The following is a 24,792-nucleotide window of genomic DNA, read 5'->3' as shown; positions in this document are numbered from 1 at the left end:
GAAGAGGGAGAATCTGTGCAAATTGTAAAAAAGGAGAAGTTTGTTTTAAAAGGGTTTACGTTTGAAAATGGCAGGGAAATTCCTGTTCAAATGGGATACGAGACATATGGTACGTTAAATAGAGAAAGGTCAAATGTGATTTTGGTTTGTCATTATTTTAGTGCAACAAGTCATGCGGCAGGAAAATATACAGTGCATGATGAGGAGTCTGGTTGGTGGGATGGGCTCATTGGACCTGGAAAAGCAATTGATACAAATAAGTATTTTGTTATATGTACAGATAATCTTTGTAATGTGCAGGTGAGAAATCCATATGTGATTACAACAGGACCGAAATCGATTAATCCAGAAACTGGAGAAGAATATGCTATGGATTTTCCGGTTTTTACATTTCTTGATGTAGCTCGTATGCAATATGAGTTAATAAAAGGTATGGGAATTTCAAGGTTAAACGCTGTAATTGGACCGTCGGCAGGGGGAATGATTGCACAACAATGGGCGGTTCACTATCCACATATGGTAGAGCGGATGATTGGCGTTATTACGAACCCACAAAATCCAATTATTACGTCAGTAAACGTAGCGCAAAATGCGATTGAAGCAATTCAACTGGATCCAAGTTGGAAAGGTGGAAAATATGGAGAAGAGCAGCCGATAAAGGGGCTTCATTTAGCAAATAGAATGATGTTTATGAACGCGTTTGATGAGCGTTTTTATGAAATGGCATTTCCTCGTAATAGTATAGAGATAGAACCTTATGAAAAGTTTTCTACACTAACATCATTTGAAAAAGAGATAAATAAAGCGACATATAGAAGTATAGAGTTAGTAGATGCAAATTCATGGATGTATACTGCAAAGGCAGTTTTATTGCATGATATTGCACATGGTTTTTCTTCATTAGAAGAATCTCTTTCTAACATAGAAGCGAATGTACTTATGATTCCATGTAAACAAGATTTGCTTCAGCCGTCTCGTTACAACTATAAAATGGTAGATATTTTGCAAAAACAAGGGAAGTATGCGGAATTGTATGAGATAGAAAGTATAAATGGGCATATGGCGGGAGCATTTGATATTCATTTATTTGAAAAGAAAGTTTATGAATTTTTAAATCGGAAAGTATCTAGTTTTGTTTAGAAGACAAATGATGGGGAAAAGGTGCAATGTTTGTAGTAGGCACCTTTTTTTACATGATTTGTAGACGGAAAATATATGTGGCAATTGCTATACCGAAGAATGCGATACTAAGCAATAGAAATAAGAATGACATTTCTTGGGGTGATTTTATTTTTTTAGTATTTTTCATACTAAGAGTAATAATTGCAGCGATTAAGAAAATGATGCCCATTATGAAAAGGGAAAGTGTCATTTTCATTGGCTCCTTTCATAAGACAAGTATATTGAGGATACAATGCAAGAGTTATGTTTGTAAAGAATAAGTTTTGCGAGAAAATTGAGAAATAGTTTTTCGATTCTTTGCGTTCTTTCTTTTGCGTGCTAAAATTGGTAGAGAATGTTTGTGAAAAAGAAACTAAAGGTTTTATTGTATATAAGGAGGAACTACATATGACAGAAGTTAAAACAATTACTACAGAAGAGGTACAAGAGCGTTTAGAAAATGGAGAAACGTTATTTTTAGTAGACGTAAGAGAAGATGAAGAAGTAGCGGCAGGAAAGATTCCAGAAGCTGTACATATTAAAATGGGCGATATCCCACATAAAGTAGATTTCTTTAATAAAGAGAATGAATATATCTTTATTTGTCGTTCAGGAATGCGCAGTGAAAATGTATGTCATTATTTAAATGAGCAAGGATTTAAAACAGTGAATATGGTTGGCGGTATGCTTCAATATGAAGGTGAAACGAAATAGTTAATAGTTAAAAACTTGAAACGAGTCTGTTTCAAGTTTTTTTCTTTTGCATACAGTATAAAAAGGAGGAGGGGTAAATGGGGATTAATTTGCGTAAAGTAAAAATTATGAATAATACAGGAGCTGTTAATGTCGGCGACTGTTATGATATCTCGCCTTTAGCTGTAGCAAAAGTATATGCAGGTGCTGGAGGGTCGAGTGCGGCTGTTTTTTTAAATGGGAAAAGACAGCCAGAAGCAGTCATTAGAACATCAGTGTTTCTTCCGCCGTTAGCAACAAGTACACGTACATTAGGTTCATAGAGGAAAGGTAGAGTGTAATTATGCCTGCTCATATAAAAGAATTTGTTATTGTGAATAACACTGGGAATATATTTACCGGTGATAATTTGAGTGATACTTCATTTACTGCTTCGAAATCATATAGTGGTTCAATGGGGTGCACTTGGGTTGATGTTGTTACAGTAATAGGGACGGAGACGAAGCTTTGTTTACAGCCAGGTGATTCGGTGACGACAACATATACAAGAGGCACTCCTGCTGGTACTGTAACAGGAACAAATATGGGGCAAAGTGTAAATACATCGGGTATAGCACAAGCTGTCCCTAATACAGATAATATGGATTCAATTGCAGGACTCCCTTAAGGAATTAAGGGAGTTTTTATTATTTAAAATAAAAATAGTCTTGGAAATTATTTTTGTAAATAGATTAAGAAGAGGCTTATTTATTATGAAAAAGACGGTTTGTAGGTGGTGAAAGTGTGAAGAATCGTGATAATAATCGGAAGCAAAATTCGTTAAGCTCTAATTTTAGAATTCCACCAGAACTTATTGGGCCTACTTTCCCCCCTGTTCCAACTGGATTTACAGGTATAGGGATTACTGGTCCAACCGGTCCACAAGGCCCAACAGGACCTCAAGGACCAAGAGGATTACAAGGTCCGATGGGGGAGATGGGCCCGACAGGACCTCAAGGTGTGCAAGGGATACAAGGATCAGTTGGTCCAATAGGTGCAACTGGACCAGAAGGACAGCAGGGGCCACAAGGATTGAGAGGACCACAAGGAGAAACTGGAGCGACAGGACCGGGGGGTGTGCAAGGGCTACAAGGTCCGATTGGTCCAACGGGAGCGACTGGGGCACAAGGTATACAAGGGATACAGGGATTACAGGGGCCAATTGGAGCGACGGGACCTGAGGGATCTCAAGGAATTCAAGGCGTCCAAGGGTTACCGGGTGCAACTGGTCCACAAGGAATACAAGGAGCACAAGGGATACAAGGAACACCAGGACCGAGTGGAAATACAGGTGCAACCGGAGCGACTGGAGCAACTGGTCAGGGGATAACAGGCCCGACTGGAATAACAGGCCCGACTGGAATAACAGGTCCAACTGGAATAACTGGACCATCTGGAGGACCTCCTGGTCCGACGGGGCCGACTGGTGCGACAGGTCCAGGTGGTGGACCGAGTGGAAGTACAGGTGCGACTGGAGCAACGGGGAATACTGGGGCTACAGGAAATACAGGGGTAACAGGAGCAACGGGAAGTACAGGTCCGACTGGAAGTACGGGAGCACAGGGCTTGCAAGGAATCCAAGGGATTCAAGGACCAATTGGGCCAACAGGTCCAGAAGGTTCGCAGGGTATTCAAGGTATTCCTGGTCCGACGGGAGTAACTGGTGAACAAGGAATACAAGGAGTTCAAGGTATTCAAGGGGCAACGGGAGCAACAGGAGATCAAGGTCCACAAGGTATACAGGGGGTTATAGGGCCACAAGGGGTAACAGGGGCCACAGGAGATCAAGGTCCACAAGGTATACAAGGAGTACCAGGGCCATCAGGAGAAACAGGGCCACAGGGAGTTCAAGGGATACAAGGTCCGATGGGTGATATAGGACCAACAGGTCCAGAAGGCCCAGAGGGACTGCAGGGCCCGCAAGGAATACAAGGTGTGCCAGGGCCAGTTGGAGCGACGGGTCCAGAGGGTCCACAGGGGATACAAGGCATTCAAGGACCGGTAGGAGCAACAGGCCCACAAGGCCCACAAGGAATTCAGGGAATACAAGGTGTGCAAGGGATAACGGGAGCAACAGGAGTACAAGGAGCAACTGGAATTCAAGGGATACAAGGGGAAATAGGAGCAACGGGTCCAGAGGGGCCACAAGGAGTGCAAGGTGCTCAAGGGGCGATTGGTCCAACCGGTCCGATGGGGCCACAAGGAGTGCAAGGAGTACAAGGAATTCAAGGAGCGACGGGTGCACAAGGAGTGCAAGGTCCACAAGGAATTCAAGGAATCCAAGGTCCGACGGGGGCAACAGGAGATATGGGAGCAACTGGGGCGACAGGGGAAGGCACTACAGGCCCAACAGGAGTAACTGGTCCAACAGGGGTAACAGGCCCGTCTGGAGGACCAGCAGGACCGACCGGCCCAACGGGGCCATCAGGTCCGGCGGGAGTAACTGGTCCATCAGGTGGACCACCTGGCCCGACAGGAGCAACCGGGGCGACAGGAGTAACAGGAGATACTGGGGCGACAGGCTCAACTGGAGTGACAGGAGCGACAGGAGAAACGGGAGCAACCGGAGTGACGGGTTTACAGGGTCCGCAAGGAATCCAAGGTGTGCAGGGAGAGATAGGTCCAACAGGGCCACAAGGTGTTCAAGGTCCCCAAGGAATTCAAGGAGTAACGGGGGCCACAGGAGATCAAGGTCCGCAAGGGATTCAAGGCCCACAAGGCGACATAGGTCCAACTGGCCCCCAAGGAATTCAAGGCCCACAAGGTTCTCAAGGAATCCAAGGAGCGACAGGGGGAACAGGAGCACAAGGCCCACAGGGAATCCAAGGTCCGCAAGGTGACATAGGTCCGACTGGGTCACAAGGTCCAACTGGAATCCAAGGGATACAAGGAGAGATAGGTCCAACCGGCCCAGAAGGCCCAGAGGGACTGCAGGGCCCGCAAGGAATACAAGGTGTTCAAGGGCCAGTTGGAGCAACGGGTCCAGAGGGTCCTCAGGGAATACAAGGCATTCAAGGAGTGCAAGGAGCAACCGGCCCACAAGGTCCACAAGGAATACAGGGAATACAAGGTGTGCAAGGGATAACGGGAGCAACTGGAGCACAAGGAGCAACTGGAATTCAAGGGATACAAGGGGAAATAGGAGCAACCGGTCCAGAGGGGCCCCAAGGAGTGCAAGGAATACAAGGGGCGATTGGTCCAACAGGTCCGATGGGCGCACAAGGAGTGCAGGGAATACAAGGGATTCAAGGAGCAACAGGTGCACAAGGAGTGCAAGGACCACAAGGAATTCAAGGAGTGCAAGGTCCGACGGGAGCAACAGGAGATACGGGGGCAACCGGAGCGACGGGAGAAGGAACTACCGGTCCAACAGGAGTAACCGGTCCAACAGGGGTGACTGGCCCGTCAGGAGGACCAGCAGGACCGACCGGCCCAACGGGGCCATCAGGTCCGGCAGGAGTGACAGGTCCATCAGGTGGACCACCTGGCCCGACAGGAGCAACAGGTGCGACAGGAGTAACAGGAGATACCGGGGCGACAGGCTCAACTGGAGTGACAGGAGCAACAGGAGCAACGGGAGCAACCGGAGTGACGGGTTTACAGGGCCCGCAAGGAATCCAAGGTGTTCAAGGAGAGATAGGTCCAACCGGTCCACAGGGTATTCAAGGTCCCCAAGGAATCCAAGGAGTAACGGGGGCAACCGGAGCACAAGGTCCCCAAGGAATTCAAGGCCCACAAGGCGACATAGGTCCAACCGGCTCCCAAGGAATTCAAGGTCCACAAGGTCCTCAAGGAATCCAAGGAGCGACAGGGGCAACCGGGGCACAAGGCCCACAGGGAATCCAAGGTCCGCAAGGAGAGATAGGTCCGACCGGCCCACAAGGCCCACAAGGAATTCAAGGCCCGCAAGGAATTCAAGGTCCAACGGGAGCTACAGGAGCAACTGGAGCGACAGGTCCACAAGGGATTCAAGGTCCCCAAGGAATTCAAGGCCCGCAAGGAATTCAAGGTCCAACGGGAGTTACAGGAGCAACAGGTCCACAAGGAATTCAAGGCCCGCAAGGAATTCAAGGTCCAACGGGAGCTACAGGAGCAACCGGAGCGACAGGTCCACAAGGGATTCAAGGTCCCCAAGGAATTCAAGGCCCGCAAGGAATCCAAGGTCCAACGGGGGCTACAGGAGCAACCGGTTCACAAGGTCCAACTGGAGATACAGGTCCAACCGGAGCTGGAGCCACTGGAGCGACCGGGGCGACTGGAGTTAGTACAACTGCAACGTATGCGTTTGCGAATAATACATCAGGAACCGCTATTTCCGTTTTATTAGGGGGTACGAACGTACCGTTACCGAACAATCAAAATATTGGACCAGGAATAACCGTTAGTGGTGGAAATACTGTATTTACAGTTGCGAATGCAGGAAACTATTATATAGCCTATACAATTAATTTAACGGCAGGTTTACTTGTAAGTTCTCGTATAACTGTAAATGGCAGTCCGCTTGCGGGAACGATAAATGCCCCGACAGTGGCTACTGGTTCATTTAGTGCAACAATAATCGCTAACTTGCCTGCTGGAGCCGCTGTTAGCTTACAGTTATTTGGAGTAGTTGCAGTAGCTACATTATCTACAGCAACGCCAGGGGCTACCCTAACTATTATTAGATTAAGTTAATAAGCAGAAAACCTTGAAACTTTTATGTTTCAAGGTTTTTTTATCTTTGTATTTGTAAGTAAACCTCGTTAACCAGGGGAGTGGATCCCCTCTAATTATTTAAAGTTTCACATTATTCTCTTGAGCAAAAACATCGCAGTTCGAAAATATATTATAATAGAATGAAAAGAAAGAAATTTGGCAGAAAGGGAGGGTGGCGATGCAGGAGATGGTTAAAGATTTTTTTGGACGCCCAATTCAAGATTTACGTATATCTGTCATTGATCGTTGCAATTTTAGATGTACATATTGTATGCCAGCGGAAATATTTGGGTCAGATTATGCTTTTTTGAAAGATGAGTTTTTACTAACTTTTGATGAAATTGAGCGTTTGGCAAAATTATTTGTTAACATTGGTGTACGAAAAATTAGAATTACTGGCGGTGAGCCACTACTTCGTAAAGATTTAACAAAACTTATTGCACGTCTTGTGAAAATTGATGGGCTAATAGATATAGGGTTAACGACAAATGCCGTACATTTAACGAAACAAGCGAAGGCATTAAAAGAAGCTGGATTACATAGAGTGAATGTTAGTTTAGATGCAATAGATGACGACATATTTAAGAATATTAATGGTCGAAATATTAATACGAAACCGGTAATTAAGGGAATTATAGCAGCTAAAGAGGCGGGGCTGGAAGTAAAGGTAAATATGGTTGTGAAAAAAGGGATGAACGATCATCAAGTACTTCCGATGGCTGCGTATTTTAAAGAGCAAGGAATCACGCTTCGGTTTATTGAGTTTATGGATGTTGGTAGTACAAATGGGTGGAATTTTGATCAAGTCGTTACAAAACGAGAATTGATTGAGATGATTCATAAGATGGATCCACTTGAGCCAGCTGAAGCGCATTACTTTGGTGAAGTTGCGAAGCGATATCGGTACGTTGGAACAAATGTTGAAGTTGGTTTTATTACATCTGTTTCTGAGTCATTTTGTGTCTCTTGTACGAGGGCGAGAATTTCGGCAGATGGAAAGTTTTATACGTGCTTATTTGCGACAGAGGGTTTGGATGTAAGAGAACTTCTTAGAGGAAATCTTTCGGATGAGGAGTTATTAAGTGTTATACAAGATGTATGGATGAATAGAAAAGATAGGTATTCGGATGAACGAACAGAAGAAAGTGCAAAAAATCGTCCGAAAATCGAAATGTCTTATATAGGAGGATAAGAAAGGGGGCTATCGCATGCAGGAGCGATATTCAAGACAAATATTATTTTCTGGTGTTGGAGAAGAAGGACAGAGAAAAATAAGAGAGAAGCATGTGCTTATTATTGGTGCTGGTGCTCTCGGTGCGGCAAATGCAGAAGCGATTGTTAGAGCAGGTGTTGGAAAAGTAACGATTGCTGACCGTGATTATGTAGAATGGAGTAATTTACAAAGACAACAACTATATACAGAAGAAGATGCAAAGCAGTATAAACCGAAGGCGATAGCGGCTGCAGAACATTTAAAAGCGATTAATTCTGAGGTGGAAATAAATCCGGTTGTGACGGATGTAACGGTGCAAGAAATGGAAGAATTAGTGAATGATGTAGATTTAATATTAGATGCGACAGATAATTTTGAAACGCGTCTTCTTATTAATGATATTTCACAAAAGTATAATATTCCGTGGATATATGGTGGGTGTGTCGGAAGCTACGGAGTAACGTATACAATTTTACCAGGGAAAACACCGTGTTTTCGCTGTTTAATGGAGCATCCAGCGAGCGGTGCAACATGTGACACAGCTGGTATTATACAACCGGCAGTACAATTAGTAGTTGCGCATCAAATTACGGAAGCGCTGAAAATATTAGTAGAAGACTTTGGTGCGCTTCGTGAAACGATGTTATCGTTTGATCTTTGGAATAATCAACAGATGGCATTTAAAGTGAATAGGCAGAAAAAAGATACTTGTTTATCTTGCGGAAGGTTACGTACATATCCGAGTTTAACATTTGAAGGACAAACGAAAACAGAAGTGTTATGTGGGCGGAATACAGTACAAATTCGCCCGGGTGTGCGGAAGAATTTTAATTTAGAAGAAATTAAAAAACGCTTACAAAGAAGCGTAGAGATAAAGGCGACACCTTATTTATTATCATTTCCGGTAGAAGAATATCGTTTTGTTTTATTTACAGATGGCAGGGCGTTCATTCATGGGACGAATGATATGAATGTAGCGAAAAGTTTATATGCAAGATATATAGGTTGAACCTAAAGGAAACCCTTTAGGCTCAACGGAGAGAGGATTATGAATTTCTCGTATAATCTCCACTTTTTCCACCTGTTTTTTCAAGTAAGTACGTTTCACCGATAATCATACCTTTATCGACAGCTTTACACATATCATACACAGTAAGAGCGGTAGCGGAAGCAGCTGTTAAAGCTTCCATTTCAACACCGGTGCTACCTTCTGTTTTAACTTTTACTTCAATGAGTAAACGATATTGTTCTTCTGATTGTTTCCAATCGAAAGAAACGTCAACACCTTTTAATAATAAAGGGTGGCACATTGGGATAATATCAGAAGTACGTTTCGCAGCCATAATGCCTGCGATTTGCGCAACTGCTAATACGTCACCTTTCCCAATTTCATTGTGAGAGATTTTATCGTAAATTTCTTTCGTAACGACAATGCTAGAGCACGCAATTGCTGTTCGAACGGTTGCTTTTTTGTCGCTTATATCAACCATTTTTGCGCGTCCTTGGTCATTGAAATGTGTAAATGAAGACATGGAATTCCTCCTTGAAGTAATTTCTATTGAATATATAAAGTTTAATCGAGATAAAAAAAATTGCAAATATGAGGTGAGAAACGATGGTAGAAAAACGAATTCCAATTCAAGTTGCTGAGGCAGTAGAACGGGTAATGAAATATGCGAAGCATGGTGAAGTAGAAGAAATTTCTATTACGGAAAGTTACGGGAGAATTCTCGGGGAAGATGTTGTCTCAGATCATGACGTTCCTCATTTTGATCGTTCCCCTTACGATGGTTTCGCCATTCGAGCAGAAGATACGAAAGAAGCAACTCAAGAGAATCCAGTTGAATTTGAAGTAATAGGAGAAATCGGGGCGGGTTCCGTTTTTTTAGAGGAAGTAGGAGCTTTTGAAGCAATTCGCATTATGACAGGAGCAGCTATTCCAGAAGATTGCAATGCAGTCGTAATGCTAGAGCTGACAGAAGGGTTTGAGAAGAACGGGAAAACATATATGAAGTTAAAACGCCCTTTTAATAACGGTGACAATGTGTCGTTTAAAGGAGAAGATATAAAACAAAATCAAGTTCTCGTTAAGAAAGGTGTTGCAATTAATCCAGGTGTTGCGGCCTTACTAGCAACGTTTGGATATAGCACGGTGAAAGTTGTAAAACAGCCTGTTGTCGGTATTGTAACGACAGGAAGTGAATTATTAGAAGTACATGAGCCGTTAGAACCGGGGAAAATTAGAAATAGTAACTCGTATATGATCGCAGCTCAAATTATGAAAGCTGGCGGGAAAGTTCGTTATTATGGTCAACTCGCGGATGAGTTAGATGCATGTTTTACAGCTGTTCAATCAGCGATGGATGAGGTCGACATTTTAATTACAACAGGCGGTGTATCAGTAGGAGATTATGACTACTTACCAGCTATTTATGAAAGATTACAGGCAAATGTACTCTTTAATAAGATAGCCATGAGGCCCGGAAGTGTAACGACAGTAGCTGAAGTTGATGGAAAGTTACTCTTTGGTTTATCAGGAAATCCGTCTGCTTGTTATGTAGGCTTTGAATTATTTGTGCATCCAATTATAAAAACGTATTTGTATGCGAAGGAACCTCACGTATATAGAGCGGATGCTATTTTACAAAAAGATTTTCCGAAGCCAAATCCATTTACTCGTTTCGTAAGAGCGAACGTAACAATTGTGGATGGGGCGTTACAAGCGATGCCGGTTGGTTTAGATAAATCGAGTGCGGTATCTTCACTTGCAGATGCGAATGCTTTTATCGTGTTACCCGGAGGAACGAGAGGATTTGAGACCGGAATGAAAGTATCCGTATTATTGTTAGAGCACTCTGAGGGATGTGAGTGGCCATGGGCGGAGCCCCTTCAATCTTACAAATAGTAGGGTATCAAAATAGCGGAAAAACGACACTTGTAGAGAAAATTGTGCATGCATTAGCCGAAAGCGAAATGAAAGTTGCTACAATTAAACATCACGGGCACGGAGGTTTTCCAGAAGTAGCGCAAAAAGATAGCGAAAGACACCGTAAAGCTGGTGCTGTCGTAAGTAGTGTAGAAGGTGCTGGATTACTTTCACTTTCTTCACTAAGAAAGAAATGGTCCTTGCAAGAAATTATTCGCTTATATGAGTTTTTTAAAGTGGATACAATTTTAATAGAGGGCTATAAAAAAGAGAACTACCCGAAAGTAGTGTTACTTCGTTCTGCGGAAGATGCTGAGCTTTTACATAAAGTAGAAAATATAGTGGCGGTTATTACGTGGTATGATGTCCCAGTAAATATACGAGAAGAATATAAAGTATTTCATATAACAGAAGAAGAGTTGTACATAGACTGGTTTTTACAAACGGTTAGGAGTGCGAAATGACAAATACATATTATGAAGTAATTGATACAGAAATCTCGATTGAAGAGGTAACGAAGAAAGTAATTCGACGTGAATGCGGTGCTGTTACAACATTTATTGGAACGGTTAGAGAGTTTACGAAAGGGCGTCGTACATTATACTTAGAATATGTCGCTTATAAAACGATGGCAGAAAAGATGCTAGAGAAAATCGGATTAGAAGTGAAAGAGAAATGGCCAGGTACACACGTTGCGATTACACATCGCATCGGTACGTTGCAAATTTCTGATATAGCGGTTGTTGTTGCTGTTTCAACACCACACCGTAAAGCGGCTTATGAAGCGAACGAATATATTATGGAACGCATAAAACAAATTGTTCCGATTTGGAAAAAGGAGTTTTGGGAAGATGGTGACTCATGGATTGGTGATCAATTAGAAAAAACACCATATCCGGCGGGAGAGCCTGGGAAGGAGCTATAAGTATGATTCGAGTATTGTTATTTGCGCACTTGCAAGAAGAAGCAGGGACAAGTGAATTACAAATAGAGAAAGAAAATATTACGGTTGCACAGTTAAAAGATGTTGTTGCGAACGAATATAATGTACCAGTTTCAGAGCCAATTATGGTTGCGATTAATGAAGAATATGCAAATGAAGATGACAGGGTCCAATCTGGTGATGTTGTTGCACTAATCCCACCAGTGAGCGGTGGTTAATATTGGATTCATTAAAACGACTTTCCTATATAGGGAAAGTCGTTTTTTTATGGCAGTTTTGAGAACACTAATCTATAGAACAAGGAGGGAATTATGAAAAAAATATGTGTAGTTATGACAATGCTATGTGCGTCTTTTTTCTCTTCTCCAAGTGATTCTTTCGCGAAAGAATCAAGAGAACAGCTTTTAGAGAGTGCATTATCAAATAGGTACTATTCAGTTATTAGACAAGTGACAGAAGATCAATATGAATGTGCTTCAGTCATAAATATAAAGCGTCTCGGCAAGAAAGATGAATTTGTTCCTAGGTATGAAGTGAAGCTACAATTTCTTACATTTCAAGGAGCGCATAATCCCCCGAACGATAAAGTTACGCTTACTTTGGAAGACCATTTAGATCACGTAAAGATAAAGAAAGTGGAGCGAGAAAAGAATGTTTCTGACGCTATTGCAGAAAAAGTTTGTGAACGGGAAAAAGAAAAAATAAAAGCTCACTCTAATGACTTAGAGTGATAACCTATGCATTTAGTAAAGAAAGGTAATGAGTGATGGATATATTTTTAGCGATTTTACCAGCTATATTTTGGGGAAGTATTGTGCTATTTAACGTAAAACTGGGCGGGGGACCGTATAGTCAAACGCTCGGAACAACGTTTGGAGCACTTATTTTCTCAATTGTTGTTTATATTTTTATGAAGCCAGTATTAACACCTACCGTTATCGGAGTTGGAGTTGTGTCAGGTTTATTTTGGGCGCTTGGTCAGGCAAATCAATTGAAAAGTATTGATTTAATGGGTGTTTCGAGGACGATGCCAATTTCAACAGGACTTCAATTAGTCGCGACGACTTTATTTGGCGTTATCGTATTTCATGAATGGTCCACGACAATATCGGTCGTCCTTGGGATTTTAGCGCTCGTTTGTATTATTATCGGTGTTATTTTAACATCGCTTCAAAGTGAAGAAGAAAAGAATGCAGAGCAAGCAGCAAACTTTAAAAGAGGTATCGTAATTTTATTAATTTCAACAGTCGGCTATTTAGTTTACGTAGTAGTGATTAGACTATTTAACGTAGATGGTTGGTCAGCTTTGTTGCCACAAGCAGTTGGTATGGTGTTAGGTGGGATTTTGCTTACCTTTAAACATCATCCATTTAATAAATATGCAATCCGAAATATTATTCCAGGATTAATTTGGGCAGCTGGAAATATGTTTTTATTCATTTCGCAGCCGCGTGTTGGAGTCGCAACAAGTTTCTCGCTATCGCAAATGGGAATTATTATTTCCACGCTTGGTGGGATCCTTATATTAGGTGAAAAGAAAACGAAACGTCAATTAACGGGTATCGTTGTCGGTATTGTTTTTATTATCGCAGCCGGAATTATGTTAGGTATAGCCAAAAGTTAAAGGAGGTATGGAAATGTATAGTGATTTAGCAGGGAAAGTTGTCGTTATTACAGGATCAGCAACTGGTCTTGGAAGAGCGATGGGAGTGAGGTTTGCTAAGGAAAAAGCGAAAGTGGTTATTAATTATCGCTCACGAGAATCAGAAGCGAATGATGTGTTAGAAGAAATTAAAAAGGTAGGCGGCGAAGCGATTGCTGTAAAAGGTGATGTAACCGTCGAATCAGATGTTGTGAATCTCATTCAATCTGCTGTGAAAGAGTTTGGTACGCTTGACGTTATGATTAATAATGCAGGGATAGAAAACGCGGTACCGTCGCATGAAATGCCGCTTGAAGATTGGAATAGGGTAATTAATACAAATTTAACAGGTGCTTTTTTAGGAAGTCGTGAAGCGATTAAATATTTTGTAGAACATGATATTAAAGGTTCTGTCATTAATATGTCTAGTGTTCATGAGAAAATTCCGTGGCCACTATTTGTGCACTATGCAGCGAGTAAGGGGGGTATTAAACTGATGACAGAAACGTTAGCGCTAGAATATGCGCCAAAAGGTATTCGAGTAAATAATATTGGACCAGGTGCAATTAATACGCCGATTAATGCAGAAAAGTTTGCTGATCCTAAAAAACGTGCTGACGTAGAAAGTATGATACCGATGGGCTATATTGGAAACCCTGAAGAAATTGCAGCAGTAGCAACTTGGCTCGCTTCTTCAGAGGCGAGTTATGTAACGGGCATTACGCTATTTGCAGATGGTGGAATGACGTTATATCCATCGTTTCAAGCTGGGCGTGGGTAATATAAAAGGACGAAGAGATAAAACTCTTCGTCCTTTTTTTACAAAAAAAATAGCGGCCAGCTATTTTAAATTTAGTGATTAATTGTATCTTGAAGAAATTCTGTTGCTTGATGTTCAGTAACATTTTGTACGAGCGCGACTTCGCTAATCATCATTTTTCGTGCATTATCTAGCATTTGTTTTTCGCTCGCATTTAATGCTCTCTCTTTATTGCGGCGAAGTAAATCCCGAACAACTTCTGCACTATCTTGTAAATTGCCGTTTTTCATTTTTTCCATATTCATTGTATATCTTTGTTTCCATGAGAGTGATGGGTCTGACTCCCCGTTTTGAAATTCAAGAAGTATATCATCTAACGTACCTCGATCAACGATATAACGAATACCCGATTTTTTTAATTGATCCATCGGAAGCATTACTTGCATATCTTTACTAATGATGCGTATCACACAATATTGACGTGAAGTACCTAATATTTCTTTCTCTTCAATTGCTTCAATGATTCCTGCACCGTGCATTGGATAAACGATTTTATCACCAATTTGAAACAAATCATCCACCTCCATATGTGGTCACCACTTTTAATGATAGTATACGTATGTAAAAATGTCAATTTTATATAATAACATAATATTTATATTCGAGTCAATAAGGTAAAGTGCTTTTTTATGTTTTTTTTTGGGACCTTATTTATCGTGATTTTTTTAGAAAAATAGTACAGGTGAAGAAAGAAGGCATATCCACTTATTTTTAAGCATAAAATGTAAAAGCGCTAATACAATATACCTAAATCCGTTCTTTGCAAAGGAGGGAGAGAAGGTGGGGCGCACAATAAAAATTGATATTACAAATAAAGTTGTAGCTAAATTTAGACAAAATTATTTGGAATTATATACGAGTAAATTTATGATAGGTAAGTTTTATGTCTATACTGAAGATAAAGAATATGTGTTAGAAGACGGATATATATATGAGAATGGAAAGTTTTATCGCATCATAGATACGCACCGTGGCAATAATCAAGCGGTCGAGGGCTGCGATCTAGGACGGTGTTAACATGATTCGTGTGAAAGTATTTGATGAAAGTCACGAAAAAGACTTAGAAGACGCTGTGAATGTGTTTTTGAAAAAGATTGATGATAGCAACTTTGTAGATATTAAGTATCAAGTTGGTGTTTCTATTAACGACGATGAAAACCAAATTTATTGTTTTTCAGCAATGATCGTTTATAAAGCATAAAAAAGAGCTGGCTCACCCAGCTCTTTTTTATGTTTTATGTTGGGACAACATGTGTCGGTAATACGTTCATAATAGATTGGGTTGTGCCTAATTTCTTTGTCGTTAAAAGAGGCTCCCCTGTTTCATGGTTTTGGGCATCTTTACACATACCAAGGTGATAACGATCACCTAAAAATGGATCAATATAAAAACCGTTTTTGAATACTTTATCATTTGGATGTTTTTCATGGTGAATATCAGAGCAGTTAATGCAATAGAACATAGCGTTCAACCCCTTTTTATTTTGTTTGAAAAAAGTGAGTCGGTAGTCATTTCGCTCCTAAGGAAATGTTGAGGAGAAGAGAAATAACTACCTACTCAAATGGTGGGCATATTCCTTCTGATTTGTCATATCTCGCGTATTGTCCCTGAGGGAAGGAGGAGAGACGAAGTACGCATGATATAAGTAAGGCGCTTCTTTCAATATGAATGATGGAGTTTCATGTTGAGAGAAGTTTTTATTTTGTATTGCCTTTGTGAGTATATTATGAGGAAATGCTAAGAGGGTGTTTGTCCTGTTGAAAAAATGTTGAGAATTTCTCAACAGTAAAAGAATTAGCGTTGACATGAAACTAAAAGGTGTTATATTATCAAAGTATAACCAAAAGGTGTTATGTTGTAACGCCGAGTAAAGGAGAATGAAAATGGAACAACAAAATACATTAAATGATATTAAACAAACAATCGTTTTTAACGCGTCTATTCAAAAGGTATGGAGTGTAGTATCAACTGCAGAAGGGATTGCGTCATGGTTTATGCCAAATGATTTTGTATTAGAGGTAGGACATGAATTTCATGTGCAATCACCATTTGGGCCATCACCATGTAAAGTATTAGAAATTGATGAACCAAACCATTTATCTTTCTCATGGGATACAGATGGCTGGGTTGTTTCATTTGATTTGAAAGACTTAGGAGATAACAAAACAGAATTTACGTTAATTCACGGCGGCTGGAAACATCCTGATGAAATTCTTCCGAAAGCAAATGCGAAGAGCTCTATTATTCGCGATAGAATGAGCGGTGGTTGGGTAGCGATTGTAAATGAAAAACTGAAAAAGGTTGTCGAAGGCTAAGTGTCCTCGTCAGCAGCGAAATATGATGTATTTCAAGCAATTGCTGATCCAACCCGCCGAGAAGTAATACGGTTATTAAGTGACAAAGAGTTACCGATTTCCAAAATAACGGATCATTTTCCGATGAGTCGTACTGCGGTTGTAAAGCACCTTCATATTCTTTCAGAAGCGAATTTAGTAAGTGGAAGAAAAAGCGGAAGAGAGAAGATATATCGTTTGCATCCAGAACCATTAGAAGAATTACAACAATGGCTCTCGTATTATGAACGTTTTTGGGATAATAAATTATCCATGCTGAAACATATTGTGGAGAATGAAGAATAAAAAGGATGACCAAAATGGTCATCCTTTTATTGTTGCTCACTTGTTTGTGTAGCTGGCTTTAATAAGAGCCAAGCGATAATTAATGTAAATACTGCTAATACGAAAGTGCTCATATAAATGACGTGTACGCTTGATGCTAATGCAGATTGCGATTCGGTTACTACGTTTGCTGTAGTACCGCCGTGTCCCCCAGATACAAGATCAAGGTTTTTAATACCACGTGTGTGAATCATCGTATTGAAGATTGTACCGAATATTGCAGCACCTAACGTTTGACTAAATGTATTAATAAATGTGTTTAAACCAACAGCTGTTCCGCGTGTATGAGCTGGTACAGCTGCTTGAATTGTTACCATGTAAATCGGTGTCACAAGCCCCATTCCTAAGCCGAATAATCCGACTGCTACATAAATAAGGAACGATGGTGAATTTGTTGATAGTGTAAATAATAAGAACGTAGCGACTGATAAAATGCTAGCTCCAAGTAAAATGATTTGTTTCGTTTTTAATTTGCCTACTAAGTTACCAGAGAAAATAGCGCCAAATGTCCACATAACAGGAATTGGCATTAAAATAAGTCCAGCTTCTGTAGCGTTTTTCCCTAATACACCTTGGCTCCAAATTGGAAGGTACATTGTAATACTAATAATCATTGCGCCAGCAATAAGAGTTAATATATTTATCGTAGATAATGTACGGTTAGAGAAAAGTGCTAGCGGAATTAATGGTTCCGGAGATTTCTTCTCGATGAATAAGAAAATAATAAATGAAATAGCGGCAAAGATTAATAGGCCGATAATTGTCATGTCTCCCCAGTTTTGCTTACTGCTACCTGTTAATAATGCATATAGTAGAGCGATTGTACTTAATGAGAAGACTGTTGCACCAAGATAATCGATATGATGCTTAGCAGGTTTAATAGATTCTTTGTAGTAAATTGCAATCATTAAGCAAGCGATAATTCCGAATGGAACGTTTAGGAAGAAAATATAACGCCAAGAAAGGGAATCAACTAAAAATCCACCTACTAACGGTCCGATAACACCGGATACACCCCAAACGGCACTCATCCAACCTTGTGCTTTCGCGCGGTCTTTCGCTTCGCTATATAAGTCTCCAATAATCGTCATTGTGATTGGCATAACAGCACCAGCACCGATACCTTGAAGCGCGCGGAAGAAGATTAATTGTTCCATCGATGTAACGACTCCGCAAAGTGCAGAACCGACTAAAAAGATTGTAGCTCCGATCAGTAAAACTTTTTTACGGCCAAATAAATCAGCGAGCTTTCCGTATATTGGAGTCGAAACAGCTGTTGCAAGCATATAAATTGCATATACCCAACTAACAAGTTCGACGCCTGACAAATCACTCGTTATACGAGGGATTGCTGTACTAACAATCGTTCCTTCTACCGCAGAAAGAAACGTCATTAACATTAAAGACATCATGACTTTTTTTCTCATTTGTTTTCCCCTTACCCTTTTTTAAATATTCAACAATATAAAATATAAAGGTACTAAGGTATATAAAGCAACAAAAAAGCAATGGGAAGTTAAGTGGAGCCTATATTTGTCGTTTCTTGTCGGTAAGTCGATATATTTGGGAAATCGCCGATATAAGTTGCAGAATCGCTGATAAATTTGGAAAATAGCCGATATAAGTTGCGGAATCGCTGATATATTTGTGGAATCGCTCATATAATTTCATGTACCTATAAAAAAAAGAAACAGGAATCCCTGTTTCTTTTTTTAATACTGCATTTTCGCGTTTTCTCCAGCTGTCGTTCCGGCAATTCTACCAGTAACAAGGGCTGATGTAATATTATAGCCACCAGTATAACCATGAATATCAAGAACTTCTCCGCAGAAATATAAGCCGTTCGTAAATTTAGAAGACATTTCTTTCGGATTAATTTCTTTCACGGATACACCTCCGCCAGTAACGAATGCTTTTTCAATTGACTGCGTACCATTTACATTCACAGTAAACTCTTTAAAGTCTTTCACAAGTGCACGAATCTTTTCGTGAGAAACTTGTCCAGCTTGTTCGCTGCCGTCAATTTCATTTTTTTCTAATAAGAATAGGAAGTAACGTTCAGGAACATAACCTTTTAAAACGTTTTTAATTCCTTTTTTCGGATCTTCTTTCATTTGTTTCAGCATGCGCTGAAATAGTTGTTCACTATTTTCCTCTGGCAATGCATCAATACTCATTTGTATTGTATTCGTTTTAAACTTTTTCAGTGCTTTCACGACGAATTGGCTACAGCGAAGAGCAGCAGGTCCAGATAGGCCGAAATGAGTGAAGAGCATGTCCATTTTGTGAGAAATGATAGCTTTTCCTTTCGGATTTAATACACTTAAGTTTATATCACGTAAAGCAAGACCTTGTAATGAGCGGTCACGTATAAACGGCTCGTTTGAAAGGATAGGTACTTCTGTTGGGAATAATTCTGTGATTGTATGACCCGCTTTTTCAGCCCAAGCATATCCGTCTCCAGTAGATCCAGTTTGAGGAACTGATTTTCCGCCAACAGCGATAACGACGTGATTTGTTTCTAACACTTCGCCTGTTTGCAGTATAACTGCTTTTGTTTGACCATTTTCATATTCAATCGTTTCAACAGGCGTATTTGTACGAATTTTTACACCTAAGTCTTTTAATCGTGTTAAAAGTGCGTCTACAACAGATTGTGCTTTGTTTGACACAGGGAACATGCGACCGTGGTCTTCTTCTTTCAATTTAACACCGAGATTTTCGAAGAATGTAATAATATCTTCATTATTAAAAATAGAAAAAGCGCTGTATAAGAAGCGACCGTTTCCTGGTATATGTTTAACAATTTCATCAAGTGGTAGACGGTTCGTTACGTTACAGCGTCCGCCACCAGAAATTGCAAGTTTACGCCCAAGTTTATTTCCTTTATCAAGAAGTAAGACATTTGCGCCTTCTTCTGCAGCACCAATTGCAGCCATTAGCCCAGAAGGACCGCCGCCGATGACAATAACATCATAATGCATAATATATCGACCTCATTTTCTACATTTCCTGCCTAAAAGAATAGCATGTTTTCCCTTAAAAGAAAAATAGAGTGAAGTACTGCTTAATGAGAGAATTGTGGTACAATACAAAAGTTAGAGTTCAGCACTATCCTGCCATTTGTAGGCGATAAGACTAAAACCTCAAGATTTAGGAGAAGTAAATAGGGAGTCTGTTAGCCTGTAAATGCTCGAATGGTTCAACTAATAAGGAGTAGGAGAGAAGTCTCCAACTAATTATAGTTTCACTTTATGTAGATGTAGGAGGATTTTTGTATGTCCGATTCGAAATTTCTGCGCGGAACGCTTATTGTTACGCTAGGGACATTTTTAGTAAAGTTCTTAGGCATGATTTACGTCTTTCCGTTTCATGCATTAGTAGGAACAGAAGGCGGAACGCTCTATACATATGGATACATTCCATATACGATCTTTTTAAGTATCGCAACGGCAGGTGTGCCACTTGCTGTTTCAAAATTTGTTTCCAAATATAATGCGCTTGGCGATTATAAAACGAGCCGGAGAATGTTCCGCTCGGGAATGGTTATGATGATAGTAACAGGAGTTCTTTCGTTCCTAGTGCTGTACATGACGGCGCCATTGTTTGCAGAAGCGATGCTTGGTAAACAAAGTATACACAATAATGTAGGAGAAGTTACGACGATCATTCGTCTTGTAAGCTTCGCGCTTATTGTTGTACCAGCAGCGAGTTTAATTCGTGGTTATTTCCAAGGTCACCAGTCTATGGGACCAACTACCGTTTCACAAATTATTGAACAAATTATTCGTATCGTCTTTTTATTAGCAGGTAGTTTTATCGTTATTAAAGTACTTGGCGGTACAGTTGCAACAGCAGTTGGAGTAGCGACATTTGCTGCGTTCGTTTCAGCGGTTGGAGCACTCGGTGTGTTAATTTGGTACTGGCTAAAACGTAAAAAATATTTGGATCAATATTTAATTGAACAAACTGTACCAGAATCAACAGTAAGCACCGTTCAATTGTTTAAAGAGTTATTTGCATATGCGATTCCTTACGTTGTAATTGGGTTAACAATTCCTTTATATCAACAAATTGATACATTGACATTTAACTCAATTATGCAGGCGATTGGTCAAGGTGATATCGCAGAGCGAGCTCTCGGTATTTTCACAATGTGGACGCATAAGTTAATTATGATTCCTGTATCACTTGCAACAGCGTTTAGTTTAACGCTTGTACCAGCAATCACAAAATCATTTACTGAAAAACAATACCGCTATTTGAAATTACAAATTACACAAACATTCCAGGCAAATATGTTTTTAACATTGCCAGCAGTTGTCGGTATTTCTTCACTTGCATATCCAATTTATACTGCGTTTTACGATTCAGATCCACTAGGTGGACAAGTATTAATGTGGTATGCACCAGTTGCGTTGTTATTCGCTTTATTTACAGTAACAGCAGCAATCCTGCAAGGTATTAACCAGCAGAAGCATGCGATTATTGCGCTTATAATGGGCGTTATTTTGAAATTTGTATGTAACGTAATCTTTATTCGTTATTTCGGTACAGTAGGAGCAATTCTAGCGACAGCAGTTGGTTTCTTAGCTTCTGTTTGGTACACAAATCAACAAATTAAAAAATACGCACACTATTCATTCGGTGTTGTATATAAAAGAACATTCCAAATTGCAGTACTGACACTTATAATGGTCGTTGCTGTAAAACTATCACAATGGATTCTATCCTTCATGATTTCGCCTGATGGCCGTATTGGTGCTCTTATAACAGTTGCGATTTGTGCAGGTATTGGCGGTCTTGTTTACGGATTGTTAGCAATTCGCACAGGAGTACTTGAAAGAGTATTTGGTGGAGAAGCATTAGATAAAATTCAACGTAAACTTGGTAGTAGATTTAAAATAAAGTTGAAATCAAGAGGGGCGTAATTACGTCCCCTTTTCTATGATAAATAAAGAAGGTGAAAAACGTGAGATTAGATAAATTATTAGCAAATATGGGATATGGAAGTAGAAAAGAAGTAAAGAAATTATTGAAAGATGGCGTTGTGAAAATTGATGGAACGCCAGTAAAAGATGCGAAAGTTCATGTAAATGTAGAAGAGCAAGAAGTTATGATTCACGGTGAAGTTGTGGAATACAAAGAATTTGTTTACTTAATGATGCATAAACCACAAGGTGTTATTTCAGCGACGGAAGATGATAATCATGAAACAGTAATAGATTTATTAGAATTAGAAGATGCAATCTTTGATCCGTTCCCAGTTGGACGACTTGATATCGATACGGAAGGCTTCTTATTGATAACAAATGATGGGAAGTTATCACATCAATTATTATCTCCGAAAAAGCATGTGCCGAAAAAATATTATGCACACGTTGCAGGAGTAGTAACAGAAGAGGATGTAAAAGAATTTGCTAAAGGTGTTATTTTAGACGATGGCTATGAAACAAAGCCAGGTGCACTTACAATATTGAAAAGCGATGATATTTCTGAAATTGAGCTTGTGATTACGGAAGGGAAATTCCATCAAGTGAAGCGTATGTTTGAAGCGGTAGGAAAAAAAGTAGTCTACCTAAAGAGAACAGAGATGGGTCCGTTAGTATTAGATGAAGAACTAGAACTTGGACAATACCGAGAGCTAACAGATGAAGAAGTAGAAATGTTAAAAACATATCAAGTAGATACTGAAAAGTAGTACCTTTATAGGCGCAGAAAAGACCCCTTTCTAATTATTAGAAAGGGGTATGTATTTATTTACCATACAATTATTTTTCGTTATGAGGTCATTCTCACTTTCTTTCCTGTTGTTGTCCACTTACCGCGGCAAGGGCTATACACGAGTTCATTAAACTGCAACACATTTAGATCACGTTGTATCGTTCGCGGTGTGATCCCGAACTCATCTACAAGGTCTTTCGTCGTTACCGTTCCGTTTTCATTGATGTACATATAAATTGATTTAATGCGTGTTAGCATACGAGTAGTTGTAGGTTTCAAGAGAAAACCACTCCTCTACTAGTTTTTTTGACCCCATTCAGGAAAGAAGGTCGTTACTACCATTGTACTCTACATGATAAAATTCATGCTTTAATCTACTTAAATTTTACAGAAATTTAACAAATATTCATATAGAAAAATATTGGTAGTTGACATTGTATATATGGTCAGTCAACTAACACATAAAATTCTACGTAAAACGCCAAATTCCTGCAAATTTTTTTGAAAAAACAAAAGAAAAACTGTAACTACTCAGCCACCTTTCGGTGTCTTTTTTAAATTTTACTAGTTTCATATGCCTCCCATTTGTAAATACTGAGTATATCAAACAGGGGAGGTGAATCTTATGGTCGATCGAAAAATTATTTTAGATACATATAAAAAAGGACCTGAAGCTGTTATTTCTTTATTTGAAGAAACATTTTCTAAGTTAGAAAAACGTATACAAGAACTAGAAAATGCTTCAAAAAAAAACTCCAAAAATAGTCATAAGCCACCTTCTACAGATGGTTTGGGTAAGCCCGTTACAAAAAGTTTGCGCAAACCGTCTCATCGTCAAACGGGTGGCCAGTTGGGCCACAAGGGACATACTCTTGGTTTGACAGCGACTCCAGATCATACGATTACACATTCTCCTACATATTGTACTTGTTGTCATACTTCCTTGAACCACGAGCCTGTAAAAGGGTATCGCATTCGCCAAGTGTATGACTTACCACCTATTCAGATCGAAGTGACAGAACATAAAGTAGAACAGAAAGAATGCCCACATTGCCATTCTATCCAAGAAGCCCAATTTCCTTCGACAGTATCTCGTCCTGTTCAATATGGTCCAAATATAAAAAGACTGATTCCCTATTTAACGCATTATCAATGCATTTCTTTGAAGCGAACAAAAGAATTCTTTCAGGATTGTTTTGGACATTCTATAAGCGAAGGAACCCTGGTAAATCATACACAGGCTTTCGCTTCTCAATTGCAGCCATTCATAAAAGAAGTAAAGGAAAAGATTCTGCAGTCTCCTGTTGTCCATTTTGATGAAACTGGTATGCGTGTAGAAAACAAAACACAATGGTTACATACTGCCAGTACACCGGAGGTGACATTGCAACATATTCATCAAAAACGTGGAAAAGAAGCAATGGATGCTGGAGAAATCTTGCCATCTTTTTCTGGAATTGCGATGCATGATGGTTGGAAATCGTATGATGCGTATACAGATTGTCGTCACGTTTTATGTAATGCCCATCTCTTACGAGATTTACAAGGAATTATAGATAGTACTGGAGAACAATGGGCACAACAGATGCAGAAATTTCTAACGCAAGCGTTGACGATGAAAAAGCAATCCGAAGGTACCATGCCAAAAGCGACGCAAAAGAATCTGTTTATTATGTATCAATCCATATTGAAAGAACAACAGATTCTTTCCACGAAACAAAAGAAGAAAGGAAAGCAGACGCCTTCTCAAAATTTATGGAATCGCTTCGTCAAGTATTCTGACAGAATTCTAGCGTTTTTAGAACATCCAGCCATTCCATTTGATAACAATCAAGCAGAACGGGATATTCGGATGACGAAAGTAAAACAGAAAGTGTCTGGGACTTTCCGAAGTAAGAAAGGCGCAGAATCTTTTTGTCAGATACGAAGCTTTATGAGTACCATGAAAAAACAAAAACAATCGGTCTTACAAGCGATAAACCAAGTCATAGAAACTAGAACGGTTCCTTGGAATAACACGACTTCATAAGAGAATTTCTCTATTTGGCATAGATTCTTTCTCTGATTGGAGTATTTTCTTTTCATGTTTTCGAATCGGAAACATGTATTTGGCCTGTTTTTTTATTTGAAGAAGCTGAGTAGTTACGAAAAACTAATAAGAAATATCTGAAATATTACAATTGTTCGGTATTTAGTTTTCGTGTATGGCATAAGAGATTTCTGTTTGTTATGATGAAAGAAACAATATAGTGAAGGA

Annotated in this window: 28 protein-coding genes; 21 read left to right on the top strand and 7 right to left on the bottom strand. The window is 39.9% G+C overall.

Translation table 11 applies throughout. The features are described 5' to 3' along the window. Positions 1-15 precede the first annotated feature (15 nt). The gene (locus tag AC3WVZ_RS22550) at positions 16-1,140 is read left to right on the top strand and encodes a homoserine O-acetyltransferase family protein (RefSeq protein ID WP_100651165.1); all 1,125 of its coding nucleotides are present in this window, start codon (positions 16-18) and stop codon (positions 1,138-1,140) included. Positions 1,141-1,189: 49 nt separating this feature from the next. On the opposite strand, the gene AC3WVZ_RS22545 is transcribed toward AC3WVZ_RS22550, so the two are convergent. Continuing rightward, positions 1,190-1,372: a hypothetical protein gene (locus AC3WVZ_RS22545; protein ID WP_000175905.1), complete on the bottom strand. Its 183-nt coding sequence runs from the start codon at positions 1,370-1,372 to the stop codon at positions 1,190-1,192. A gap of 197 nt (positions 1,373-1,569) precedes the next feature. On the opposite strand from AC3WVZ_RS22545, the gene AC3WVZ_RS22540 reads away from it, so the two are divergent. The 6 genes from AC3WVZ_RS22540 to AC3WVZ_RS22515 all read left to right on the top strand — a co-directional run bounded on the left by AC3WVZ_RS22540 (position 1,570) and on the right by AC3WVZ_RS22515 (position 8,810). Further along, complete coding sequence (locus AC3WVZ_RS22540) at positions 1,570-1,875, top strand: rhodanese-like domain-containing protein (RefSeq protein WP_000141207.1); 306 nt, start codon at positions 1,570-1,572, stop codon at positions 1,873-1,875. Between the two features lie 77 nt (positions 1,876-1,952). Continuing rightward, positions 1,953-2,177, top strand: coding sequence for a spore germination protein (locus AC3WVZ_RS22535; RefSeq protein ID WP_000512470.1), 225 nt, complete (start codon positions 1,953-1,955; stop codon positions 2,175-2,177). Between the two features lie 20 nt (positions 2,178-2,197). Further along, positions 2,198-2,521 carry a hypothetical protein gene (locus tag AC3WVZ_RS22530; protein ID WP_001110858.1) on the top strand — a complete coding sequence of 108 codons (324 nt, stop codon included), beginning with the start codon at positions 2,198-2,200 and terminating at the stop codon, positions 2,519-2,521. A gap of 116 nt (positions 2,522-2,637) precedes the next feature. Continuing rightward, a complete protein-coding gene (locus tag AC3WVZ_RS22525; RefSeq protein WP_233935426.1) occupies positions 2,638-6,567 on the top strand; it encodes a BclA-related collagen-like exosporium protein in 3,930 nt (1,309 codons plus the stop codon). A 199-nt stretch (positions 6,568-6,766) separates the two neighbouring features. Continuing rightward, a complete protein-coding gene (gene moaA / locus AC3WVZ_RS22520; RefSeq protein ID WP_100651161.1) occupies positions 6,767-7,780 on the top strand; it encodes a GTP 3',8-cyclase MoaA in 1,014 nt (337 codons plus the stop codon). Positions 7,781-7,796: 16 nt separating this feature from the next. Further along, entirely contained in the window at positions 7,797-8,810 is a 1,014-nt protein-coding gene (locus AC3WVZ_RS22515) for a molybdopterin-synthase adenylyltransferase MoeB (RefSeq protein ID WP_001158098.1), read from the top strand. A gap of 37 nt (positions 8,811-8,847) precedes the next feature. On the opposite strand, the gene moaC is transcribed toward AC3WVZ_RS22515, so the two are convergent. Continuing rightward, entirely contained in the window at positions 8,848-9,333 is a 486-nt protein-coding gene (gene moaC, locus AC3WVZ_RS22510) for a cyclic pyranopterin monophosphate synthase MoaC (protein WP_000094146.1), read from the bottom strand. Positions 9,334-9,416: 83 nt separating this feature from the next. Between moaC and AC3WVZ_RS22505 the strand changes: the two genes are divergently transcribed. The 7 genes from AC3WVZ_RS22505 to AC3WVZ_RS22475 all read left to right on the top strand — a co-directional run bounded on the left by AC3WVZ_RS22505 (position 9,417) and on the right by AC3WVZ_RS22475 (position 14,093). Continuing rightward, entirely contained in the window at positions 9,417-10,706 is a 1,290-nt protein-coding gene (locus AC3WVZ_RS22505) for a molybdopterin molybdotransferase MoeA (protein ID WP_100651157.1), read from the top strand. Then, on the top strand, positions 10,676-11,191 hold the full coding sequence (mobB, locus tag AC3WVZ_RS22500; RefSeq protein WP_100651155.1) for a molybdopterin-guanine dinucleotide biosynthesis protein B: 516 nt from the start codon (positions 10,676-10,678) through the stop codon (positions 11,189-11,191). The genes AC3WVZ_RS22505 and mobB overlap by 31 nt, the downstream gene beginning before the upstream one ends. Next, the gene (moaE, locus tag AC3WVZ_RS22495; RefSeq protein WP_000185942.1) at positions 11,188-11,652 is read left to right on the top strand and encodes a molybdopterin synthase catalytic subunit MoaE; all 465 of its coding nucleotides are present in this window, start codon (positions 11,188-11,190) and stop codon (positions 11,650-11,652) included. The genes mobB and moaE overlap by 4 nt, the downstream gene beginning before the upstream one ends. A 2-nt stretch (positions 11,653-11,654) precedes the next feature. Further along, entirely contained in the window at positions 11,655-11,888 is a 234-nt protein-coding gene (gene moaD / locus AC3WVZ_RS22490) for a molybdopterin converting factor subunit 1 (RefSeq protein WP_000621778.1), read from the top strand. Positions 11,889-11,981: 93 nt separating this feature from the next. Continuing rightward, positions 11,982-12,401, top strand: a complete 420-nt coding sequence (locus AC3WVZ_RS22485; RefSeq protein WP_000717684.1) for a DUF3888 domain-containing protein — start codon at positions 11,982-11,984, stop codon at positions 12,399-12,401. 35 nt (positions 12,402-12,436) lie between these two features. Beyond that, the gene (gene glcU / locus AC3WVZ_RS22480) at positions 12,437-13,294 is read left to right on the top strand and encodes a glucose uptake protein GlcU (protein ID WP_000350861.1); all 858 of its coding nucleotides are present in this window, start codon (positions 12,437-12,439) and stop codon (positions 13,292-13,294) included. A gap of 13 nt (positions 13,295-13,307) precedes the next feature. Further along, positions 13,308-14,093: a glucose 1-dehydrogenase gene (locus AC3WVZ_RS22475; protein WP_000286674.1), complete on the top strand. Its 786-nt coding sequence runs from the start codon at positions 13,308-13,310 to the stop codon at positions 14,091-14,093. A 71-nt stretch (positions 14,094-14,164) separates the two neighbouring features. On the opposite strand, the gene AC3WVZ_RS22470 is transcribed toward AC3WVZ_RS22475, so the two are convergent. Then, a complete protein-coding gene (locus AC3WVZ_RS22470; RefSeq protein WP_000451442.1) occupies positions 14,165-14,659 on the bottom strand; it encodes a CarD family transcriptional regulator in 495 nt (164 codons plus the stop codon). A 253-nt stretch (positions 14,660-14,912) separates the two neighbouring features. On the opposite strand from AC3WVZ_RS22470, the gene AC3WVZ_RS22465 reads away from it, so the two are divergent. Next, the gene (locus tag AC3WVZ_RS22465; RefSeq protein WP_233935425.1) at positions 14,913-15,149 is read left to right on the top strand and encodes a DUF2553 family protein; all 237 of its coding nucleotides are present in this window, start codon (positions 14,913-14,915) and stop codon (positions 15,147-15,149) included. A gap of 1 nt (position 15,150) precedes the next feature. Next, entirely contained in the window at positions 15,151-15,333 is a 183-nt protein-coding gene (locus tag AC3WVZ_RS22460) for a sporulation protein Cse60 (RefSeq protein WP_000621751.1), read from the top strand. A 34-nt stretch (positions 15,334-15,367) separates the two neighbouring features. Here the strand turns inward: AC3WVZ_RS22460 and AC3WVZ_RS22455 are convergent, their stop codons facing one another. After that, complete coding sequence (locus AC3WVZ_RS22455) at positions 15,368-15,595, bottom strand: DUF3973 domain-containing protein (RefSeq protein WP_000498989.1); 228 nt, start codon at positions 15,593-15,595, stop codon at positions 15,368-15,370. A 421-nt stretch (positions 15,596-16,016) separates the two neighbouring features. Between AC3WVZ_RS22455 and AC3WVZ_RS22450 the strand changes: the two genes are divergently transcribed. Beyond that, on the top strand, positions 16,017-16,448 hold the full coding sequence (locus AC3WVZ_RS22450) for an SRPBCC family protein (protein ID WP_000437765.1): 432 nt from the start codon (positions 16,017-16,019) through the stop codon (positions 16,446-16,448). After that, complete coding sequence (locus AC3WVZ_RS22445) at positions 16,449-16,772, top strand: ArsR/SmtB family transcription factor (RefSeq protein ID WP_000098837.1); 324 nt, start codon at positions 16,449-16,451, stop codon at positions 16,770-16,772. 26 nt (positions 16,773-16,798) lie between these two features. Here AC3WVZ_RS22445 and AC3WVZ_RS22440 read toward each other — a convergent pair whose 3' ends face one another. Both AC3WVZ_RS22440 and AC3WVZ_RS22435 read right to left on the bottom strand, forming a co-directional pair. Beyond that, complete coding sequence (locus tag AC3WVZ_RS22440) at positions 16,799-18,238, bottom strand: MDR family MFS transporter (protein WP_065382065.1); 1,440 nt, start codon at positions 18,236-18,238, stop codon at positions 16,799-16,801. A gap of 285 nt (positions 18,239-18,523) precedes the next feature. Further along, complete coding sequence (locus AC3WVZ_RS22435) at positions 18,524-19,795, bottom strand: BaiN/RdsA family NAD(P)/FAD-dependent oxidoreductase (RefSeq protein WP_000558859.1); 1,272 nt, start codon at positions 19,793-19,795, stop codon at positions 18,524-18,526. A 294-nt stretch (positions 19,796-20,089) separates the two neighbouring features. Between AC3WVZ_RS22435 and AC3WVZ_RS22430 the strand changes: the two genes are divergently transcribed. Continuing rightward, positions 20,090-21,742, top strand: coding sequence for a putative polysaccharide biosynthesis protein (locus AC3WVZ_RS22430; RefSeq protein WP_001284028.1), 1,653 nt, complete (start codon positions 20,090-20,092; stop codon positions 21,740-21,742). Positions 21,743-21,783: 41 nt separating this feature from the next. Then, positions 21,784-22,512, top strand: a complete 729-nt coding sequence (locus AC3WVZ_RS22425; protein WP_001234947.1) for a pseudouridine synthase — start codon at positions 21,784-21,786, stop codon at positions 22,510-22,512. A gap of 80 nt (positions 22,513-22,592) precedes the next feature. Here AC3WVZ_RS22425 and AC3WVZ_RS22420 read toward each other — a convergent pair whose 3' ends face one another. After that, the gene (locus AC3WVZ_RS22420) at positions 22,593-22,814 is read right to left on the bottom strand and encodes a DeoR family transcriptional regulator (RefSeq protein WP_000805512.1); all 222 of its coding nucleotides are present in this window, start codon (positions 22,812-22,814) and stop codon (positions 22,593-22,595) included. Positions 22,815-23,160: 346 nt separating this feature from the next. On the opposite strand from AC3WVZ_RS22420, the gene tnpC reads away from it, so the two are divergent. After that, on the top strand, positions 23,161-24,564 hold the full coding sequence (gene tnpC / locus AC3WVZ_RS22415; protein WP_100910632.1) for an IS66 family transposase: 1,404 nt from the start codon (positions 23,161-23,163) through the stop codon (positions 24,562-24,564). The last annotated feature ends 228 nt before the right edge of the window (positions 24,565-24,792 follow it).

Source organism: Bacillus sp. CPT56D-587-MTF (assembly GCF_058792335.1).
Note: the sequence above shows the minus strand (reverse complement) of the source record. Positions and strands in the feature narration are given on the sequence as shown.

What these genes read in the sequence shown, in the direction of transcription:
- AC3WVZ_RS22545 (WP_000175905.1), bottom strand. Translation starts at nt 1,372, where the DNA reads ATGACACTTTCCCTTTTCATAATGGGCATCATTTTCTTAATCGCTGCA.
- AC3WVZ_RS22540 (WP_000141207.1), top strand. Translation starts at nt 1,570, where the DNA reads ATGACAGAAGTTAAAACAATTACTACAGAAGAGGTACAAGAGCGTTTA.
- AC3WVZ_RS22535 (WP_000512470.1), top strand. Translation starts at nt 1,953, where the DNA reads ATGGGGATTAATTTGCGTAAAGTAAAAATTATGAATAATACAGGAGCT.
- AC3WVZ_RS22530 (WP_001110858.1), top strand. Translation starts at nt 2,198, where the DNA reads ATGCCTGCTCATATAAAAGAATTTGTTATTGTGAATAACACTGGGAAT.
- moaA (WP_100651161.1), top strand. Translation starts at nt 6,767, where the DNA reads ATGCAGGAGATGGTTAAAGATTTTTTTGGACGCCCAATTCAAGATTTA.
- AC3WVZ_RS22515 (WP_001158098.1), top strand. Translation starts at nt 7,797, where the DNA reads ATGCAGGAGCGATATTCAAGACAAATATTATTTTCTGGTGTTGGAGAA.
- moaC (WP_000094146.1), bottom strand. Translation starts at nt 9,333, where the DNA reads ATGTCTTCATTTACACATTTCAATGACCAAGGACGCGCAAAAATGGTT.
- AC3WVZ_RS22505 (WP_100651157.1), top strand. Translation starts at nt 9,417, where the DNA reads ATGGTAGAAAAACGAATTCCAATTCAAGTTGCTGAGGCAGTAGAACGG.
- mobB (WP_100651155.1), top strand. Translation starts at nt 10,676, where the DNA reads ATGGGCGGAGCCCCTTCAATCTTACAAATAGTAGGGTATCAAAATAGC.
- moaE (WP_000185942.1), top strand. Translation starts at nt 11,188, where the DNA reads ATGACAAATACATATTATGAAGTAATTGATACAGAAATCTCGATTGAA.
- moaD (WP_000621778.1), top strand. Translation starts at nt 11,655, where the DNA reads ATGATTCGAGTATTGTTATTTGCGCACTTGCAAGAAGAAGCAGGGACA.
- AC3WVZ_RS22485 (WP_000717684.1), top strand. Translation starts at nt 11,982, where the DNA reads ATGAAAAAAATATGTGTAGTTATGACAATGCTATGTGCGTCTTTTTTC.
- glcU (WP_000350861.1), top strand. Translation starts at nt 12,437, where the DNA reads ATGGATATATTTTTAGCGATTTTACCAGCTATATTTTGGGGAAGTATT.
- AC3WVZ_RS22475 (WP_000286674.1), top strand. Translation starts at nt 13,308, where the DNA reads ATGTATAGTGATTTAGCAGGGAAAGTTGTCGTTATTACAGGATCAGCA.
- AC3WVZ_RS22470 (WP_000451442.1), bottom strand. Translation starts at nt 14,659, where the DNA reads ATGGAGGTGGATGATTTGTTTCAAATTGGTGATAAAATCGTTTATCCA.
- AC3WVZ_RS22460 (WP_000621751.1), top strand. Translation starts at nt 15,151, where the DNA reads ATGATTCGTGTGAAAGTATTTGATGAAAGTCACGAAAAAGACTTAGAA.
- AC3WVZ_RS22455 (WP_000498989.1), bottom strand. Translation starts at nt 15,595, where the DNA reads ATGTTCTATTGCATTAACTGCTCTGATATTCACCATGAAAAACATCCA.
- AC3WVZ_RS22450 (WP_000437765.1), top strand. Translation starts at nt 16,017, where the DNA reads ATGGAACAACAAAATACATTAAATGATATTAAACAAACAATCGTTTTT.
- AC3WVZ_RS22440 (WP_065382065.1), bottom strand. Translation starts at nt 18,238, where the DNA reads ATGAGAAAAAAAGTCATGATGTCTTTAATGTTAATGACGTTTCTTTCT.
- AC3WVZ_RS22435 (WP_000558859.1), bottom strand. Translation starts at nt 19,795, where the DNA reads ATGCATTATGATGTTATTGTCATCGGCGGCGGTCCTTCTGGGCTAATG.
- AC3WVZ_RS22430 (WP_001284028.1), top strand. Translation starts at nt 20,090, where the DNA reads ATGTCCGATTCGAAATTTCTGCGCGGAACGCTTATTGTTACGCTAGGG.
- tnpC (WP_100910632.1), top strand. Translation starts at nt 23,161, where the DNA reads ATGGTCGATCGAAAAATTATTTTAGATACATATAAAAAAGGACCTGAA.